Source organism: Pantoea sp. S18, assembly GCF_045689705.1.
Classification (GTDB): Bacteria; Pseudomonadota; Gammaproteobacteria; order Enterobacterales; family Enterobacteriaceae; genus Pantoea; species Pantoea symbiotica.
Genome location: NZ_CP142688.1, coordinates 1108888 through 1125991 on the forward strand (window position 1 = coordinate 1108888; position 17104 = coordinate 1125991).

15 protein-coding genes and 1 other annotated feature are annotated in these 17104 nt (G+C 56.3%); of the genes, 10 read left to right on the forward strand and 5 right to left on the reverse strand.

What is annotated here, in order from left to right; all coding sequences use genetic code 11:
• Window positions 1–8 precede the first annotated feature (8 nt).
• From dnaX to htpG, 4 genes are all read left to right on the forward strand, one after another.
• Window positions 9–1988, forward strand: a complete 1980-nt coding sequence (gene dnaX / locus VIJ98_RS04935; RefSeq protein WP_323272536.1) for a DNA polymerase III subunit gamma/tau — start codon at window positions 9–11, stop codon at window positions 1986–1988.
• Window positions 1330–1391 (forward strand) — a sequence feature (DnaX frameshifting element). Its footprint overlaps the gene before it by 62 nt.
• A gap of 50 nt (window positions 1989–2038) precedes the next feature.
• On the forward strand, window positions 2039–2368 hold the full coding sequence (locus VIJ98_RS04940; protein WP_008103874.1) for a YbaB/EbfC family nucleoid-associated protein: 330 nt from the start codon (window positions 2039–2041) through the stop codon (window positions 2366–2368).
• Window positions 2368–2973, forward strand: coding sequence for a recombination mediator RecR (gene recR, locus VIJ98_RS04945; RefSeq protein WP_008103873.1), 606 nt, complete (start codon window positions 2368–2370; stop codon window positions 2971–2973). Before VIJ98_RS04940 ends, recR begins: the two co-directional genes overlap by 1 nt.
• 99 nt (window positions 2974–3072) lie before the next feature.
• Complete coding sequence (gene htpG / locus VIJ98_RS04950; protein WP_323272538.1) at window positions 3073–4947, forward strand: molecular chaperone HtpG; 1875 nt, start codon at window positions 3073–3075, stop codon at window positions 4945–4947.
• A gap of 94 nt (window positions 4948–5041) precedes the next feature.
• On the opposite strand, the gene VIJ98_RS04955 is transcribed toward htpG, so the two are convergent.
• Window positions 5042–5911 carry a LysR substrate-binding domain-containing protein gene (locus VIJ98_RS04955; RefSeq protein WP_008103869.1) on the reverse strand — a complete coding sequence of 290 codons (870 nt, stop codon included), beginning with the start codon at window positions 5909–5911 and terminating at the stop codon, window positions 5042–5044.
• Between the two features lie 188 nt (window positions 5912–6099).
• Here VIJ98_RS04955 and VIJ98_RS04960 point away from each other — a divergent pair, with 188 nt between their 5' ends.
• The 4 genes from VIJ98_RS04960 to VIJ98_RS04975 all read left to right on the forward strand — a co-directional run bounded on the left by VIJ98_RS04960 (window position 6100) and on the right by VIJ98_RS04975 (window position 10167).
• Window positions 6100–6930, forward strand: coding sequence for a DUF6024 family protein (locus tag VIJ98_RS04960; protein WP_323272540.1), 831 nt, complete (start codon window positions 6100–6102; stop codon window positions 6928–6930).
• Between the two features lie 151 nt (window positions 6931–7081).
• The gene (gene adk, locus VIJ98_RS04965) at window positions 7082–7726 is read left to right on the forward strand and encodes an adenylate kinase (RefSeq protein WP_323272543.1); all 645 of its coding nucleotides are present in this window, start codon (window positions 7082–7084) and stop codon (window positions 7724–7726) included.
• A 122-nt stretch (window positions 7727–7848) separates the two neighbouring features.
• A complete protein-coding gene (gene hemH, locus VIJ98_RS04970) occupies window positions 7849–8808 on the forward strand; it encodes a ferrochelatase (protein ID WP_154153565.1) in 960 nt (319 codons plus the stop codon).
• 57 nt (window positions 8809–8865) lie between these two features.
• Window positions 8866–10167, forward strand: coding sequence for an inosine/guanosine kinase (locus tag VIJ98_RS04975; protein ID WP_008103861.1), 1302 nt, complete (start codon window positions 8866–8868; stop codon window positions 10165–10167).
• A gap of 47 nt (window positions 10168–10214) precedes the next feature.
• On the opposite strand, the gene ybaL is transcribed toward VIJ98_RS04975, so the two are convergent.
• Window positions 10215–11903 carry a YbaL family putative K(+) efflux transporter gene (gene ybaL, locus VIJ98_RS04980; RefSeq protein ID WP_101762391.1) on the reverse strand — a complete coding sequence of 563 codons (1689 nt, stop codon included), beginning with the start codon at window positions 11901–11903 and terminating at the stop codon, window positions 10215–10217.
• A 445-nt stretch (window positions 11904–12348) separates the two neighbouring features.
• Here ybaL and ushA point away from each other — a divergent pair, with 445 nt between their 5' ends.
• Window positions 12349–14103 (forward strand): bifunctional UDP-sugar hydrolase/5'-nucleotidase UshA, encoded by a 1755-nt coding sequence (gene ushA, locus VIJ98_RS04985; protein ID WP_323272545.1) that lies wholly within the window; start codon window positions 12349–12351, stop codon window positions 14101–14103.
• A 53-nt stretch (window positions 14104–14156) separates the two neighbouring features.
• Here ushA and VIJ98_RS04990 read toward each other — a convergent pair whose 3' ends face one another.
• A complete protein-coding gene (locus VIJ98_RS04990; RefSeq protein ID WP_008103853.1) occupies window positions 14157–14588 on the reverse strand; it encodes a multidrug/biocide efflux PACE transporter in 432 nt (143 codons plus the stop codon).
• Window positions 14589–14678: 90 nt separating this feature from the next.
• Between VIJ98_RS04990 and VIJ98_RS04995 the strand changes: the two genes are divergently transcribed.
• Window positions 14679–15548, forward strand: a complete 870-nt coding sequence (locus tag VIJ98_RS04995) for a LysR family transcriptional regulator (protein ID WP_008103852.1) — start codon at window positions 14679–14681, stop codon at window positions 15546–15548.
• Here the strand turns inward: VIJ98_RS04995 and ybaK are convergent.
• Both ybaK and VIJ98_RS05005 read right to left on the reverse strand, forming a co-directional pair.
• Entirely contained in the window at window positions 15545–16024 is a 480-nt protein-coding gene (gene ybaK, locus VIJ98_RS05000) for a Cys-tRNA(Pro)/Cys-tRNA(Cys) deacylase YbaK (RefSeq protein ID WP_008103849.1), read from the reverse strand. The genes VIJ98_RS04995 and ybaK overlap by 4 nt on opposite strands.
• Before the next feature lie 270 nt (window positions 16025–16294).
• Window positions 16295–17095: a TraB/GumN family protein gene (locus tag VIJ98_RS05005; RefSeq protein WP_323272547.1), complete on the reverse strand. Its 801-nt coding sequence runs from the start codon at window positions 17093–17095 to the stop codon at window positions 16295–16297.
• Between the last annotated feature and the right edge of the window lie 9 nt (window positions 17096–17104).

Consider the following 17104-nt stretch of genomic DNA (forward strand, 5'->3'; position numbering starts at 1 on the left):
GAATCCACATGAGCTATCAGGTACTTGCGCGAAAATGGCGTCCCCAGGCCTTCGCTGACGTAGTCGGTCAGGAACATGTGCTGACTGCGCTGGCTAACGGGTTGTCACTGGGACGAATCCATCATGCTTATCTCTTTTCTGGTACTCGCGGCGTCGGGAAAACCTCGATCGCCCGTCTGCTGGCGAAGGGCCTTAACTGTGAAACCGGCATCACGTCAACGCCGTGCGGACAATGCGACAACTGCCGCGAAATCGAGCAGGGCCGTTTTGTCGATCTGATTGAGATCGATGCCGCCTCACGCACCAAAGTTGAAGATACGCGCGATCTGCTCGATAACGTGCAGTACGCGCCCGCGCGCGGTCGCTTCAAGGTCTATCTGATCGATGAAGTGCATATGCTGTCGCGCCACAGCTTCAATGCGCTGCTGAAAACGCTGGAAGAGCCGCCATCGCACGTCAAATTCCTGCTGGCGACCACCGATCCGCAGAAGCTGCCGGTGACGATTCTGTCACGTTGCCTGCAATTCCACCTTAAGGCGCTCGACGTCGAGCAAATCCAGCAGCAGCTGGCGCATGTGTTGCAGCAGGAGCAGATTGCTGCCGAATCGCGTGCGCTGCATCTGCTGGCGCGCGCCGCTGACGGCAGTATGCGCGATGCGCTCAGCCTGACCGATCAGGCGATTGCCATGGGGCAGGGCAGCGTAACGCGTGACACCGTGGCACAAATGCTCGGCACACTCGACGACGAACAGCCGCTGGCGCTGATTGAAGCGCTGGTAGATGGTCAGGGCGAACAGGTGATGGCGCTGCTGAATCAGGCCGCGTCGCGCGGGGTGGAGTGGGAAGCGCTGCTGGTTGAGATGCTGCGTTTGCTGCACCGCATTGCGATGGTGCAGCTATTGCCGAGCTCGCTCAGCGAGGACGATCTTAGCCAGGCCGATCGCCTGCGTGAATTAGCGCGCGTGCTGCCACCGGCTGACGTGCAGCTCTATTACCAAACGCTGTTGATGGGACGTAAAGATCTGCCGCTGGCACCGGATCGGCGCTTAGGCGTGGAGATGACGCTGCTGCGCGCGCTGGCCTTCCATCCGCAGGCAACAATTGCTGAGCCGGTGGCGCGTCCCACCTTGACGCCACAAGCTGCTCCGCAGGTTGCTGCGCCACAAGCCGCACCAAAAGCCGCGCCCGCACCGGCTGCGCAGCCACAGATGGCACCGCCGAACCATGACGCGCCGCCAATGTCGGATGATTATCCGGACATGCAGCCTGCGCCCGATCCGTTACCCGACTCCACCAGCCAGTTGTTACAGGCGCGAACGCAGTTGCTGCGTCAGGGAGCCGGCAAAGCAAAAAAGAGTGAGCCGGCAGCGCGTTCCGCGCGGCCGGCGAATCCGGCGCTGGAACGACTCGCTAGCGTCACTGAACGTGTGCAACAACGTGCGTCTGAACCCACGGTAAAAGCGCCGGCCAAACCGGAAGCCTATCGCTGGAAAACGCAGCTGCCGGTGGAGGTTAAAGCGGAGCCGGTGGCGACGCCAAAAGCCTTGCGTTCGGCTCTGGAGCATGAGAAAACGCCAGAGCTGGCGCTACGTCTGGCGGAAGAAGCACAGCAGCGCGATGCGTGGGCCGCAGAAATCGCTGCGCTGACGCTACCGAAATTGGTGCAACAAGTGGCGCTCAATGCGTGGAAAGAGGTAGGCGAAAATGGCATTACGCTGCATCTGCGCAGCAGCCAGCGCCATCTGAATTCTGCATCTGCCAAGCAAGCGCTGGCGGACGCGTTGAGTCAGTCTGCCGGTCAGCCGGTTGAATTGACCATTATTGAAGACGATAATCCTACGGTATTGACGCCACTGGAGTGGCGCCAGGCCATTTATGAAGAGAAGCTGTCGCAGGCGCGGCAGTCGATCGAAAGTGATACCCATATTCAGACATTGCGTCGATTCTTCGATGCCGATTTGGATGAAGAGAGTATTCGACCGGTGTGAACATGCTGCCGCGCGTCAACTGCGCGCAGCCCCAGCAAAGAGAGAAAACTATGTTTGGTAAAGGCGGATTGGGCAACCTGATGAAACAGGCCCAGCAGATGCAAGACAAAATGGCCAAAGTTCAGGAAGAGATCGCCGCGATCGAAGTGACCGGTGAATCAGGTGCTGGCTTGGTTAAAGTAACCATCAACGGTGCGCACAACTGCCGTCGTGTCGAAGTCGATCCTAGCTTGCTGGAAGATGACAAAGACATGCTGGAAGATCTGATCGCTGCGGCCTTCAACGATGCGGCACGCCGTATCGACGAAACGCAGAAAGAGAAGATGGCTGCTGTCTCTTCAGGTATGCAGCTGCCACCTGGCTTCAAGATGCCGTTCTGATGCAAACCAGTCCACTGCTTGAATCTTTGATGGAGTCGTTGCGCTGCCTGCCGGGCGTTGGCCCGAAGTCGGCGCAGCGCATGGCTTTTCAGCTGTTGCAGCGCGATCGTAGCGGTGGCATGCGTCTGGCGCAGGCGTTGACCCGCGCCATGTCGGAAATTGGCCACTGCGCCGATTGCCGTACCTTCACCGAGCAGGAAATCTGCACCATCTGCGCCAATCCGCGTCGTCAGCAAAACGGCCAGATTTGCGTGGTGGAGAGCCCGGCAGATATCCACGCCATTGAGCAGACCGGCCAGTTTGGCGGCCGCTACTTTGTGCTGATGGGCCACTTGTCACCGCTGGATGGCATTGGTCCACAGGATATCGGCCTGGATCGGCTGGAGCAGCGTCTCGAGCGCGAAACCTTAACCGAAGTGATCCTCGCCACCAATCCCACGGTGGAAGGAGAAGCCACGGCCAACTACATCGCCGAGCTGTGCGGACAATATGGCGTTGATGCCAGCCGTATTGCGCACGGCGTGCCGGTTGGCGGTGAGTTGGAAATGGTCGATGGCACCACGCTGTCGCACTCGCTCGCCGGACGCCACAAGATTAATTTCTAATCACTTGCCGATGTCTTCGCAGACATCGGCTTGAAATCCTGCCCTTCATCCCCATTTCTCTCTCAACGTATCATCAACCCCGATTCAGTTGAGGTAGCAATGACCATGAAAGGACAAGAGACGCGTGGCTTCCAGTCAGAGGTAAAACAACTTCTGCACCTGATGATCCATTCGCTCTATTCAAATAAAGAGATTTTCCTGCGCGAGCTGATTTCCAACGCTTCAGATGCCGCCGACAAACTGCGCTTCCGCGCGCTGTCGACGCCCGATCTGTATGAAGGCGACGGCGACCTGCGCGTACGTATCTCGGTCAACCCGGAAAATCGCACGCTGACGCTCAGCGATAACGGCATCGGTATGCACCGTGATGAGGTGATTGAGAACCTCGGCACCATCGCGAAATCTGGTACCAAATCCTTCCTCGAATCCATGGGCTCCGACCAGGCGAAAGACAGCCAGCTGATCGGTCAGTTCGGCGTGGGCTTCTACTCGGCGTTCATCGTGGCGGACAAAGTTACCGTGCGCACCCGCGCGGCTGGCGCTAAAGCCGATGAAGCGGTGTTCTGGGAATCTGCCGGCGAAGGCGAGTACACATTGGCGGAGATTGAGAAAGCCGATCGCGGTACCGAAATCACGCTGCACTTCCGTGAAGGGGAAGATGATTTCCTCGATGCGTGGCGCGTACGTAACGTGATCAGCAAATACTCCGATCACATCGCGCTGCCGGTCGAAATTGAAAGCAAAGACGAAGAGAGCGACACCACCACCTGGGAAAAGATCAACAAAGCCCAGGCGCTGTGGACGCGTAACAAGTCCGAGATCAGCGACGACGAGTACAACGAGTTTTACAAACATATCGCCCATGATTTCAGCGATCCGGCGATCTGGAGCCATAACCGCGTGGAAGGTAAGCAGGAATACACCAGCTTGCTGTATCTGCCATCACGCGCGCCGTTTGACATGTTCAATCGCGACAGCAAGCACGGCCTGAAACTCTATGTGCAGCGCGTATTTATCATGGACGATGCCGAGCAGTTCATGCCGAACTACCTGCGCTTCGTGCGTGGTTTGATAGATTCCAACGATCTGCCGCTGAACGTATCGCGTGAAATCCTGCAGGACAGCCGCGTGACCCAGAGCCTGCGCGCCGCGCTGACCAAGCGTAGCCTGCAGATGCTGGAAAAACTGGCGAAAGACGACGCAGAAAAATATCAGCAGTTCTGGAAAGAGTTCGGTCTGGTGCTGAAAGAGGGCCCGGCAGAAGACAACGCTAACCAGCAACAGATTGCCAAGCTGCTGCGCTTTGCCACCAGCCAGAGCGAAGGCGCCGAGCAGACCATTTCGCTCGACGACTACCTGACGCGCATGGTGGAAGGTCAGGATAAGATTTATTACATCACCGCCGACAGCTATGCCGCCGCGAAGAGCAGCCCGCATCTGGAACTGTTCCGCAAGAAAGGCATCGAGGTGCTGCTGCTCTCCGATCGCATCGACGAATGGATGATGAGCTACCTCACCGAGTTCGACGGCAAAACCTTCCAGTCAGTCAGCAAAGCGGATGATTCGCTGAGCAAACTGGCCGACGAAGAGACCGAAGAGCAGAAAGAAGCGGAGAAGGCGCTGGAGCCATTCGTTGAGCGCGTGAAAACCCTGCTGGGCGAGCGCGTGAAAGAGGTGCGTCTGACGCATCGTCTCACCGACACGCCAGCGATCGTTACCACCGATGCCAACGAAATGACCACGCAAATGGCGAAACTGTTTGCCGCAGCGGGTCAGGACGTGCCGGAAGTGAAGTACATCTTCGAGATCAATCCGGATCACATGCTGGTGAAACGCGTGGCCGATACCCAGGACGAAACGCGCTTTGCCGAGTGGGTTGAGCTGCTGCTGGATCAGGCGCTGCTGGCTGAGCGCGGTACGCTGGACGATCCAAACCAGTTTATCCGTCGCATGAACCAGTTGTTGACGGCTTAAGCCGGTGCGGTAATTGACAAGGGCGTCATAAATGACGCCCCTAGATTCGCCTTCGTAGGGTCGCCATTCATGGCGACCTTTTTATTATCTGCTCTTAAATCTGCGCCTGATCCCGCAACCAATCGCGAAACAAGGTAATCTCCGCATCGTGCTGGCGCGAAGTCTTGGTCATCATCAGAGTGGCGCGATCAACACGCACAAAGCCCAGCGGCGCAATCAAGGTGCCGTCACTCAACTCCTGACGCACCAGCAAGCGCGGCGCCATAATCACACCCAATCCGTTTCTCGCCGCCTGAATGCCTAACGTCAAATTATCGAAATGCTTGCCGATCCAGTAATTGCCGCGCACGCCGCTGGTTTTCGCCCATTCGGCCCACGCATGCAGCCGCGTATCGGCGTGCAGCAGCGGCAGCGAGGCGAGATCCTGCTCGCTCTGAAAACGGGCAGCAAACTGCGGGGCGCACAGCGGGCCGATGTAATCATCGCTGATCAAAGTGGCATCAATATCGTCATCCGGCGACTGCTCGGCGCTGAGAATCAGCACATCGGTGTGCTCGCTGCGCAGTTGATCGATCTCCACCAGCGACTGAAACTGCACTTCGATATCGGGATAGCGCTGATAAAAGCTGGCGATACGCGGAATCAGCCATTGTGAGAGAAAGCTGGGCGCGCAGGAGACGCTGAGGTGATGGCGCATGCCGGTACGGATGCTTTCGCAGGTAGTTGAGAGTTCGCTAAAAGCTTTCTGACAGCTCACCAGCAAACGTTCACCGTGTGAGGTTAATTTGACGCGTCCATTGGTGCGCACAAACAGCGGCTTACCCATCCAGCTCTCCAGCTGTCGAACCTGATGGCTAATGGCGCTATGGGTGACATGCAGACGTTCGGCCGCCACGCTAAAACTGCTATACAGTGCCGCCTGGTGGAAATAGTGCAGTGCACGTAACGATGGAAGCGCGGTCATACTCGTCCCCTGTGTAAAAACCTAACAGGGATTGTCAGTTTATATCATTTTAATGTCCAGCCGCATTGGCCTAACCTTTCCCCCAGATTCTGGCGGGTTGACGGCTCCGGCTCTCTGTGTTTCACGCCGACTATCACCGCAAGTTTCACCTCCCACACACAGCACAATAATAAGAGACCTATCACGCGATGGCTCCACAACTTGCTACTGCCAGGGCGGCGGCGGCGCGCGATAAGCTTCGCGGCTTGCTTTCCCGTCATTACCGGCTTGAAAACTACGATCTTTTCTTCGCACCCTCTTTGCATATCTCGCGGGTGCTGCTTTCCCAGCTGTTTCTCCGTCAGGAACAATCACGTAATCAAACGCGCTATGCCTCGCACCATCCGGTCAGCGAACTCAGCGTGCTGCCCACTTTGCCGATGACGGCGGGCAATATTGCGTTGGTGGATCATGTCGACATGCAGCAGGGACGGGTGCGGGCGCTAAGCGAATGCCAAAGCCACGGCGTTACCGATGCATCGGAGTCGTTTGCCACGCAGCTACATAAGCGACTGGTGAGCGATGCGCGCCTATTTGTTGCTCGCCTCGATCGTCATGCGGCGTTATGCGGCGATCTGGTGTTGATCGCGTTGCGCACCGCCGATTTCAGCACGCTGGTGCGCAGTGAACTGCGTCTATTTGAGCAGGGATTAGCGCTTCGTGACGCACCAGAACAGGCGCTGACGATGATGGAAGACAGCGAATGGCGTCCGTTCAATATTGCGATGGTGGAAAATATCGCACTCGACTCGCCTTTCATCCTGCATTCCATTCAGCAACCGGGTTTACCCTTTGCGCTTTTTCCGCTGCCGAACGGCCTCAATGCCAGTGAATTGCCGCAGGATATTCAGGTGTTGCCGCAACAGGCACGTTTACGCTTGCGCGCCGACGTGCGCGGCGGCGTCAACAAACAGCAGAACGTCACGCCTGTACTGAAAAAACGTCTCAAAGACGCACTCATGCTTAGCCGTGATTCCTAAAAACGGGCACTCTGCTGGTATTTGCTGACAAAGCAGGTCAAAGTAGACCTTTCGTGGCGAGCGCGCCCGTTTCCTTGTGGTGCGCGGGCCATAATGGTATGTTCTTCGCCTTCTCAGATTGAACAATGCGATTCGCAAGGGGAATTACGCAATGCGTATTATTCTGCTCGGAGCTCCGGGCGCAGGTAAAGGCACTCAGGCTCAATTCATCATGGAGAAATACGGTATTCCGCAAATCTCCACCGGTGACATGTTACGTGCGGCAGTTAAAGCCGGTACGGAACTGGGCCAACAGGCAAAAGCGATCATGGATGCCGGTAAACTGGTGACTGACGAGCTGGTGATTGCGCTGGTTAAAGAGCGTATCGCGCAGGAAGACTGCAAAAACGGTTTCCTGCTCGATGGCTTCCCACGCACCATCCCGCAAGCTGACGCCATGAAAGAAGCGGGCATCAAGGTTGACTACGTGCTGGAGTTCGCTGTACCGGACGAGCTGATTGTGGATCGTATTGTTGGTCGTCGCGTACACACGCCATCAGGCCGCGTGTATCACGTCACTTACAATCCACCGAAAGTGGAAGGTAAAGATGACCTGACCGGCGAAGAGCTGACCACGCGTAAAGATGACCAGGAAGAGACCGTGCGTAAGCGTCTGGTTGAATACCATCAGCTGACCGCGCCGCTGATTGCCTACTACGGCAAAGAAGCGCAAGACGGCAACACCGAATATCACAAAATCGACGGCACCCGTCCTGTCGCTGAAGTGAGCACGCAATTGGCCTCGATTCTCGGTTAATGCGTTGATAGGGCCGGTTGTCCGGCCCTTTTGCAGCAATTGCTTTCCCCTCCCTCGATTTCCGCTACAATTTCCCCCTGATTTTGCATTCGACCCATTCGTTTCGACATCAAGGAAATACAATGAGGCAAGAAAAGCCCGGGGTTTTGCTGGTTAACTTAGGCACACCAGACGCACCCACAACACCTGCGGTTAAACGCTATCTGAAACAATTCCTCGGCGATCCACGAGTGGTTGATACACCGCGCTTATTGTGGTGGCCGATTCTCAATTTCATCATCGTGCCTTTCCGTTCGCCACGCGTGTCGAAACTTTATGCTTCCGTGTGGATGGATGAAGGTTCACCACTGATGGTGTTCAGCAAGCGTCAGCGTGACGCATTGGCGCAGCGCCTCGATATGCCGGTTGAACTGGGTATGAGCTACGGCCAGCCAAGCCTCGACAGCGCGTTAAAACGCTTGCTGGATCAGGGCGTCACCAAACTCATCGTGCTGCCGCTCTATCCGCAGTTCTCCTGCTCAACGGTTGCCGCTGTATGGGATGGCTTAGCCACCAGCTTCAAACCGCTGCGTTCACTGCCGGAAGTGGCGTTTATCCGCGATTACGCCGAGCATCCGGCTTACATCGCCGCGCTGAAAGCCTCGGTTGAGCGCTCGTTTGCACTGCATGGCGAACCTGATCTGCTGGTGCTGTCGTATCACGGCATTCCGCAGCGTTTCGCCAATGAAGGCGACGATTATCCGCTGCGCTGCAAAGACACCACCGACGCGCTGGCCGCGGCATTGGGTATTGCGCCGCACAAGATCATGATGACCTTCCAGTCGCGCTTTGGTCGCGAGCCATGGCTGACGCCGTATACCGACGAAACCATGAAGAGCTTGCCGGCCAAAGGCATTAAGCACGTGCAGGTGATGAGTCCAGGCTTTGCGGCGGATTGCCTCGAAACGCTCGAGGAGATCAGCGGTGAGAACTGTGAGATCTTCCTGCATGCCGGCGGCGAAAAGTTCGAGTACATTCCTGCGCTCAACGACGATGCTGAGCACATTGAAATGATGGTTCAGCTGGTCAACGCGCGCCGTTAAGGGTGTGGCAGAGAGTGTGATATCATTCTCTGCTGATTTTCCCTGACGGCACTCTCGATGAAATTTCCCGGCAAACGCAAATCCAAACACTATTTTCCCGTCAACGCGCGCGATCCGCTGCTGCAAGCAACGCAGCAAGAGCAGGAAGAGGGCAGTTGGGTGGTGGGTATCGACCAGACGCTGGTGGATATTGAAGCTAAAGTCGACGACGACTTTCTGCAGCGTTACGGCTTAAGCGCCGGTCACTCGCTGGTGATTGATGATGCTACCGCCGAGGCGCTCTACAACGAGCTGATGCGCGAAGAGCTCATCAGCCATCAATTTGCCGGTGGCACCATCGGAAATACCCTGCATAACTACTCGGTGCTGGCGGATGATCGCTCGGTGCTGCTCGGCGTGATGTGCAATAACATCCAGATCGGCGGCTACGCTTATCGCTACCTGTGCAACACCTCCAGCCGCATGGATCTTAACTTCCTGCAGGGTGTCGATGGCGCGATTGGCCGCTGCTTCACGCTGATTGGCGAGCAGGGCGAACGTACCTTTGCCATCAGCCCCGGCTTAATGAATCAGCTGCAGGCCAACAGCATTCCGGAAGAGGTGATTGCGGGCGCCTCGGCGCTGGTGCTGACTTCCTATCTGGTGCGCTGCCAGCCGGGCGAGCCGATGCCGGAAGCCACCTTGCGCGCCATCGAATACGCCAAAAAGCACAATGTGCCGGTGGTGCTGACGCTCGGTACCAAATATGTGATTCAGGATAACCCGCAGTTCTGGCGCGATTTCCTGCGCGATCACGTCTCGATTGTGGCGATGAACGAAGAAGAAGCCTTTGCGCTGACTGGCGAACAGGATCCGCTGCTGGCGTCGAATATGGCGCTGGATTGGGTGGATTTGGTGCTGTGCACCGCCGGGCCAACCGGTTTGTACATGGCCGGTTTCACCGAAGAAGAGTACAAACGTAAAACCAACCATCCGTTGCTGCCGGGCGCGCTGGCTGAGTTCAACCAATATGAATTTAGCCGCGCGATGCGCCACAAGGATTGCGATCAGCCGCTGCGTATTTTCTCGCATATCGCACCTTATATGGGCGGGCCAGAGAAGATCATGAACACTAACGGCGCGGGCGATGGTGCGCTGGCGGCGCTGCTGCATGACATCACCGCTAACAACTTCCACCGCCAAAAAGTACCTAACTCCAGCAAACACGGCCGCGCCTACCTGACCTATTCGTCACTGGCACAGGTGTGTAAATACGCGAACCGGGTAAGTTATCAGGTGCTGAACCAGCATTCACCGCGTCTCACGCGCGGCCTGCCGGAGCGGGAAGACAGCTTAGAAGAGTCATACTGGGACAGATAAAACGTAGGGTCGCCATTCATGGCGACCTTCCCAATGACCGCACTCACTTAAATCGGGCACTCACGCACAATCGGGTTCTGCGCAATCTCTTCTTCCAGCACATGCAACATGCTGTTGGCGATCTCACGTTCGCCCATTACCACACGATTCGCGCCGCGCTCCATAATGTAGGTCACTTCATCGTCATAATGCGCACGCGCAATAATCTCTATATCCGGACGCTTCTCGCGCGCCGCCGTCACCACTTCACCGGCTTCGTAGCCATTTGGAATGGTTAGCAGCAGCCAGCGGGCGCAGTCGAGGCGGGCTAATTCCATGGTATCGACGCGTGCTGCATTGCCCAGCACCGCTTTGATCCCTTGCTCGCGCAGCGCTTCAACGCGCGGACGGGAGTTCTCAACCACCACCAGCGGTACATCCGCTTCCATCAGCTTTTGCCCCAGCAGGCTGCCGACGCGGCCATAACCGACCAGTACCGCGTGATTGCAGATATCCACCGGAATCTGCTTCTCTTCTTCGATAGCTTCTTCCAGCGTCTGCTCTTCGATGGTTTCGGTTTTGTCGAGGTAACGTTCCAGCACGCTAAACAGAATCGGATTAAGCATGATGGAGAGAATCGCCGCCGCCAGCACCAGATTGCGTCCTTCCTCGCTCAGCATGCCGAGCGAGATGCCGAGACCGGCCAGAATAAAGGCGAATTCACCAATCTGCGCCAGGCTCACCGAAATGGTCATCGCGGTACGACGAGAATGGCCAAGCAGCGTCACCAGCAGCCAGGCGGCAATGGATTTACCCAGTACGATAATCGCCAGCGCGCCCAATACAGCCAGCGGCTGTTCAATCAGGATCATTGGGTCAAACAGCATGCCGACGGATACAAAGAACAGTACCGCGAACGCATCGCGCAGCGGTAAGGTATCGTGCGCCGCGCGGTGGCTGAGTTCAGATTCGTTCAGCACCATGCCGGCAAAGAAAGCGCCGAGTGCGAAGGAGACATCAAAGAATTCAACGGCGCCAAAGGCGATACCGAGCGCCAGCGCTAACACGGCAAGGGTAAACAGCTCACGCGAACCGGTCGCGGCACTTTTTGCCAGAATCCACGGCACCACGCGACGGCCTACCACCATCATCAGCACCATAAAGGCGACGACTTTACCGATGGTCAGCAGCAGATCCCACAACAGCAGCGTTGGGCTAGCGTTGCCTTGTTCCAGCATGCCCGCAATCGCTGGCAGCAGCACCAGCGTCAGCACCATCACCAAATCTTCCACGATCAACCAGCCAATGGCGATTTGCCCGCGCTGGCTATCAATCAGCTGACGCTCTTCCAGCGCGCGCAGCAGCACCACGGTACTGGCAGTGGAAAGACACAGACCAAATACCAGACCGGTCATCCACGACCAGCCCATTGTCCAGGAAAGCCCCATTCCCAGCAGCGTTGCCACGGCGATTTGCGCGATGGCGCCGGGAATGGCGATAGACTTTACCGACATCAAATCCTTCAGCGAGAAATGCAAACCAACGCCGAACATCAGCAGAATTACGCCGAGTTCAGCCAGTTCTGGAGCAAGATTGGTATCCGCAACAAAGCCTGGCGTGAAAGGGCCGGCCAATACGCCAGCTAATAGGTAACCGACGAGCGGTGAGATGCGCAGGCGGTTTGCCAGCATACCAAGGAGAAATGCGAGGACCAGCCCCCCGACAATGGTAGTGATCAACGGTGTGGTGTGATGCATGCCTGTCTCCTTGTGTGCAAATGTATCCGCTTGTAACAACCTAGTGTAATGCACAATCACTGACCGCGTTTAAACATTTGAGCGGTAAAAACGCACTAAATTGAAAAAATGAGACTAAAACGCAGCTGAAGCTCCATTTTCGTCAGTTATCTCACTATATCGGCTGGAAATACGCAGAATGAAGGGTGGCGCGGAAAAATAGTTGCGACGGGAAACTGGCTTCGCAGCAGGTGTTGTTGCGGTTAAAGCGGTCCTAAGTCGATAAAGTCGCCGCCAGGCGTAGAATTGGGTTATCCAATGAAGCGCCAGGCGGTTTTGCAGCTTGTTTGATTGATGCTTTGCCAGTTTCATCTTGAGTTAGCCAGCCATCTGTGCGAAACAGAAGGGCGATAACGCACATTAAGTCCACCGCTCAGTGGAAAAACGCAGAATAAGGAGATCGGCTTTGTTTTTATCACCGCGAAAGGGGCGCTGGCTGGCGCTGACAGTGTTACTGCTGCCGATGCTGGCGCAGGCGTGGCAAACGGATCGCAGTTATCGTTTTAGTATTCTGCACACCAACGATCATCACGGTCGCTACTGGACCAATGCGCAGGGCGAATATGGCCTCGCCGCGCAGAAAACGCTGATGGATCAACAGCGCTATGATGTGCAGGCCAAAGGCGGCGGCGCACTGATCCTGTCGGCAGGCGATGTGAATACCGGCGTGCCCGAGTCAGACATGCTGGATGCTGAACCCGACATTCGCGGCATGAACCTGGTGGGCTATGACGCCATGGCGCTGGGTAACCACGAATTCGATAAACCGCTTAGCGTGCTGCAAAAGCAGCAGAAGTGGGCCAAGTTTCCTTTCCTTTCGGCCAACATCTATCAAAAAGGCACCGACACACGCTTATTCAAGCCGTGGGCGACCTTTAACCGCATGGGACTGAAGATTGCGGTGATCGGCCTGACCACTACCGACACGCTGCGTATTTCCAACCCAGAAAACATTGCGACGATAGATATTCGCGATCCGGTGAAAGAGACCGAGAAAGCCGTGGCGGAATTACGCGCCAGCGAAAAACCTGACGTAATCATCGCGCTGACGCACATGGGCCATTACGACGACGGCCAGCATGGCAGCAATGCGCCGGGCGACGTGGAGCTGGCGCGCAGCCTGCCGCCGGGCACCATCAACGTGATCATTGGCGGCCATTCGCAGGATGCGGTGTGCATGGAGAAAGAGAACGTCAGCGTAAAAGAGTATCAGCCGGGCCAGCCTTGCCAGCCGGATCGTCAAAACGGCGTGTGGATCATGCAGGCGAAAGAGTGGGGCAAATTTGTTGGACGCGGCGACTTCACCTTCCGCAATGGCGAGCTGACGCTGGAGAATTACCAGCTGATCCCGGTCAACCTCAAGCACAAAGTGAAGAATCTTGATGGCAGCGAATCCTGGCTCACCTGGCAGGAAGAGATCCCGCCGAACAGCGCGATGATGAAGCTGTTAACACCTTTCCAGCTGCGTGCCGGCAAGAAGCTGGATGTCAAAGTCGGTAGTAGCGACGGCGTGTTTGTCGGCGAGCGAGACAAAGTACGCTTCGAGCAGACCAATCTTGGGCAGCTGATTTTGCGCGCGCAGATGGCGGCGACCAAAGCGGACTTTGCGGTGATGAGCGGCGGCGGCATTCGCACTTCGCTGGCGCAGGGCAATCTCAGCTGGCGCGATTTGCTGCAGGTACAGCCGTTCGGCAATCAGGTGGTCTCAGTTACGCTGAGCGGCAATGAGCTGCTGAGTTATCTGGCGACGGTGGCCAACATCAAAGTGGATTCCGGCGGCTTCGCGCAGTTCAGCAACATCAGCCTAGTGGCGGATGGCAAAGGCGTCAGCGACGTGAAGATTAACGGCGAACCGCTGCAAAAGGATAAAACCTACCGCATGGCGACCAACAGCTTTAACGCCAGCGGCGGCGACGGCTATCCGAACATGGAAACTCATGCCGGTTTCAGCAACAGCGGGCAGCGCGATGCGGATGTGCTGCGTGACTACGTCAGCCAGCATTCGCCGTTGAAGGTAATTGATTATCAACCGAGCGGGATTATGCATCTGACGGCGGCGCAAATTGAAGAGCGCAATAAAGCACAGGAGAAGCAGCGCAAGCCAAGCTATCCGCAGATGATTCTGGCGTGGATCTGGCCGCGCGCCGCACAGCAACATTGAACTCTGCACACGTAGGGTCGCCATTCATGGCGACCTCTTTCGAAATGAGCACATCACGCCTGACAGGATTTCTGCGTCACCCAACGGTGGCGCAACTTATCCCACATCCAGTTGTAAACCATGGTGTAGGGCAGGAAGAACAGGAAGAACGCCACTTCCAGCACAAAGGCTTCCAGCAGTGAAATATTCAGCATCCAGGCGGCAATCGGCAAGCCAATCAGGATAAACCCGCCTTCAAAACCCAGCGCATGCATCGCGCGCAAACCGAATCCGCGTTTGACCTGCGGCGGCCAGATGCGATCAAAACCGCTGTTATAGATCATGTTCCACAGCATGGCGACGGTCGACAGCATAATCGCCAGCGCGCCCATCTGAAACAGCGGTTTCTCCATGATCCAGGCAGCCAGCGGCGCAACAGTGATAAGTGCCAACCCTTCAAAGCCTGCGGCATGACAAAAACGTTCTTTCAGCGAACGGGTACGCATATAAACCTCCTTATTAGTGATAACCCGCATTTTCGCACTGTATGATGCTAAGATAAAATGATCACCTATCGATAAAAGCGATGGTTCACCATGAAGTATTCCCCGGAATCCCTGGAGGCGTTTGTGCAAACCGTGGCCAGTGGATCATTTTCAGCGGCGGCGCGCGCGTTGGCTAAAAGCCAGTCCACCATCAGTAACGCGATCGCGAATCTGGAAGATGATCTCGGTTTCACGCTGTTTGATCGCAGCGGACGTAATCCGGTATTAACCGAATATGGTCAGCGCGCCTTTGCGCAGGTGCAGCAAATTCTGGCCGCCAGTCAGCGGCTGGACGAACTGGCTGAATGCCTTACCGATGGCGTCGAGCCGCGTCTGAGTCTGGCAATTTCCGACTTTTGGCAAGCCGATCATCATGTCACTTTGCTCACCCGTTTTGCTGAGCTTTATCCCGAGATCGCCTTCGAATGCATGATCGCCGAGGATGAAGATGTACTCGATCTGTTACAGGCTGGACGCGTGCATCTTGGCGTGGTGCGGGCGCAGCCGAAGCTGCCGACCGATTTGGCGATGGCGCGTTTACAGGTTGGCGCGCAGATGGCGATCTATCTGCATCAGGATCATGTTTTATCGCAGCTGGAGCAGGTGAGTGACGAGCAGCTAAGCCAATTACGTCAGTTGCGGCTCAATACCTGGGTGCAAAATCGCGATCCTTTGCCCGCCGGACGCGTGTGGTCGGCGCCATCCTATTTGTTGCTGTTGGAGATGGCAGAGCAGGGTTTTGGCTGGAGTATATTGCCGCGCTGGCTGGTGGAGCAGTTTGGGCATCAGGTGCTGAAGGAGTTGCCGGTGCCGGGCTGGCCGCAGCATATTGCGGTTGATGTGGTGTGGTCACGACGTAATCCGCCGGGACCGGCCGGGCGCTGGATGATCGATCAACTCTGCGCCCAGCAGCCTGATTAATCGCGCCGCGCGATGTCGGCCAGCGGCGCGTCCAGCAGGCGAGACAAATCTTGTGCGGCCAACTCCAGATCCAAGCCGCGTTTGCCGCCGGAGATAAAGATGGTGGCAAATTCGGCCGCTTGCTGATCGATCACCGTTGGCAGACGTTTTTTCTGTCCTAACGGGCTGATGCCGCCCACCAGATAACCGGTTACGCGCTGTGCCAGCTGCGGATCGGCCATATCCGCTTTCTTCGCCCCCAGCGCTTTGGCGACCTTTTTTAGATCCAACTGAGTTGAGACTGGAGTCACCGCAACCGCCAGCGCTTTAGCATCGCCGTTGAGCGACACCAGCAAGGTTTTGAACACCTGACGCGCATCCAGATTCAGCTTACGCACCGCTTCATCACCAAAATTGGTTTCATGGCTATCGTGGTCGTACGGATGCAGGGTAAAGGTGACTTTTTGTTTTTCCAGAAGTTTTACCGCAGGCGTCATGATCGGTCCTTGTTAGGAAAATTCTTATTTCAGTTTTGATGGAAAAACAGTGGCGAAATTCTGAACTTTGCGCGAGAATTGGCCCGCGCCAGCAAGAGATTGTTGGTGATAACCAAAATCATAAACAAATTCCTCTTTGACGGGCCAATATAATTATTGGCCTTCTTTTTTTGTATTTTGAGCACATCTGGAATGTAGGTCGCCATTAATGGCGACCCTACGGATGTTTGGTGCGTTTTTGTAGAGGCGCCATTTATGGCGACCAATAAGTTAACCCTTCAGCAAATCCGGCAGATTATCATCGCCATACAGATGTAGCGCGCCCACCGCCACCACATAACGCCCTTTCGGTAACGCCAGCAGCAACTCACGCCAGTGCTGATTTCGGTTGCGCATCAGTGTGTCGTTCAGCTCGCTGCTGAAAGTGGTTGGCAGCGCGACCGGTTGCTGGGTCGGCGGCGCATCCAGCCACCAGCTGATCATGGTTTGCAGCAGACGCGCGTTGGTATGCCAGTGTTCCAGCGTATCCAGTAACAGCGGCAAACCATCCTGCGGCAGCGATTTCAGCAGGGCGATCTGCGTTTCCGGACCTTCCAGCTCGATAACGCGTTTGTTGGCCGCTTTGGCCGCCTGCAACAGCTGATAATCGATACCAAACTGCGGACGCAATCCCAGCCGCTGCGCCTGTTGCGCCTGCAACATCAGCGCGATCTGCCAGAACGGCAGCGTATCGAACAGGCTCAATGACAGCGAAAGTTCATCGCATAAGGCCTGCAGACGCTGGAGCACCTCGTCGTCGAGCCGCATGGCCAGCGGCGGATGTTCATCATCATTGCTGAACGGCGATCCGCCTTGAGTGATATCGGCTTCGACAATCAGCGCGTCGGCTTTATGCAGCTGGCGCAACAGCCCGGCAGGCAGCGGCTGCATATCGCGTGTGCCCATGTGAATGCTGCCCGCCAGATGCAAACGACGATCGCCCAGCTGAATATCCATGGCCGGCCAGCTGTAGCTAGCCGGGAAAAGGGTCGCGATCCGTTGTTGGATGCTGTGCCACAGACCGTGTCTCATTCCCTGTCC

Excerpts from the sequence above, each read along its gene's own strand:
- htpG (WP_323272538.1), top strand. The coding sequence starts at position 3,073 with ATGACCATGAAAGGACAAGAGACGCGTGGCTTCCAGTCAGAGGTAAAA.
- VIJ98_RS04990 (WP_008103853.1), bottom strand. The coding sequence starts at position 14,588 with ATGCGTACCCGTTCGCTGAAAGAACGTTTTTGTCATGCCGCAGGCTTT.
- recR (WP_008103873.1), top strand. The coding sequence starts at position 2,368 with ATGCAAACCAGTCCACTGCTTGAATCTTTGATGGAGTCGTTGCGCTGC.
- ybaK (WP_008103849.1), bottom strand. The coding sequence starts at position 16,024 with ATGACGCCTGCGGTAAAACTTCTGGAAAAACAAAAAGTCACCTTTACC.
- ybaL (WP_101762391.1), bottom strand. The coding sequence starts at position 11,903 with ATGCATCACACCACACCGTTGATCACTACCATTGTCGGGGGGCTGGTC.
- VIJ98_RS04960 (WP_323272540.1), top strand. The coding sequence starts at position 6,100 with ATGGCTCCACAACTTGCTACTGCCAGGGCGGCGGCGGCGCGCGATAAG.
- hemH (WP_154153565.1), top strand. The coding sequence starts at position 7,849 with ATGAGGCAAGAAAAGCCCGGGGTTTTGCTGGTTAACTTAGGCACACCA.
- VIJ98_RS04955 (WP_008103869.1), bottom strand. The coding sequence starts at position 5,911 with ATGACCGCGCTTCCATCGTTACGTGCACTGCACTATTTCCACCAGGCG.
- VIJ98_RS04940 (WP_008103874.1), top strand. The coding sequence starts at position 2,039 with ATGTTTGGTAAAGGCGGATTGGGCAACCTGATGAAACAGGCCCAGCAG.
- dnaX (WP_323272536.1), top strand. The coding sequence starts at position 9 with ATGAGCTATCAGGTACTTGCGCGAAAATGGCGTCCCCAGGCCTTCGCT.
- adk (WP_323272543.1), top strand. The coding sequence starts at position 7,082 with ATGCGTATTATTCTGCTCGGAGCTCCGGGCGCAGGTAAAGGCACTCAG.
- VIJ98_RS05005 (WP_323272547.1), bottom strand. The coding sequence starts at position 17,095 with ATGAGACACGGTCTGTGGCACAGCATCCAACAACGGATCGCGACCCTT.
- VIJ98_RS04995 (WP_008103852.1), top strand. The coding sequence starts at position 14,679 with ATGAAGTATTCCCCGGAATCCCTGGAGGCGTTTGTGCAAACCGTGGCC.
- VIJ98_RS04975 (WP_008103861.1), top strand. The coding sequence starts at position 8,866 with ATGAAATTTCCCGGCAAACGCAAATCCAAACACTATTTTCCCGTCAAC.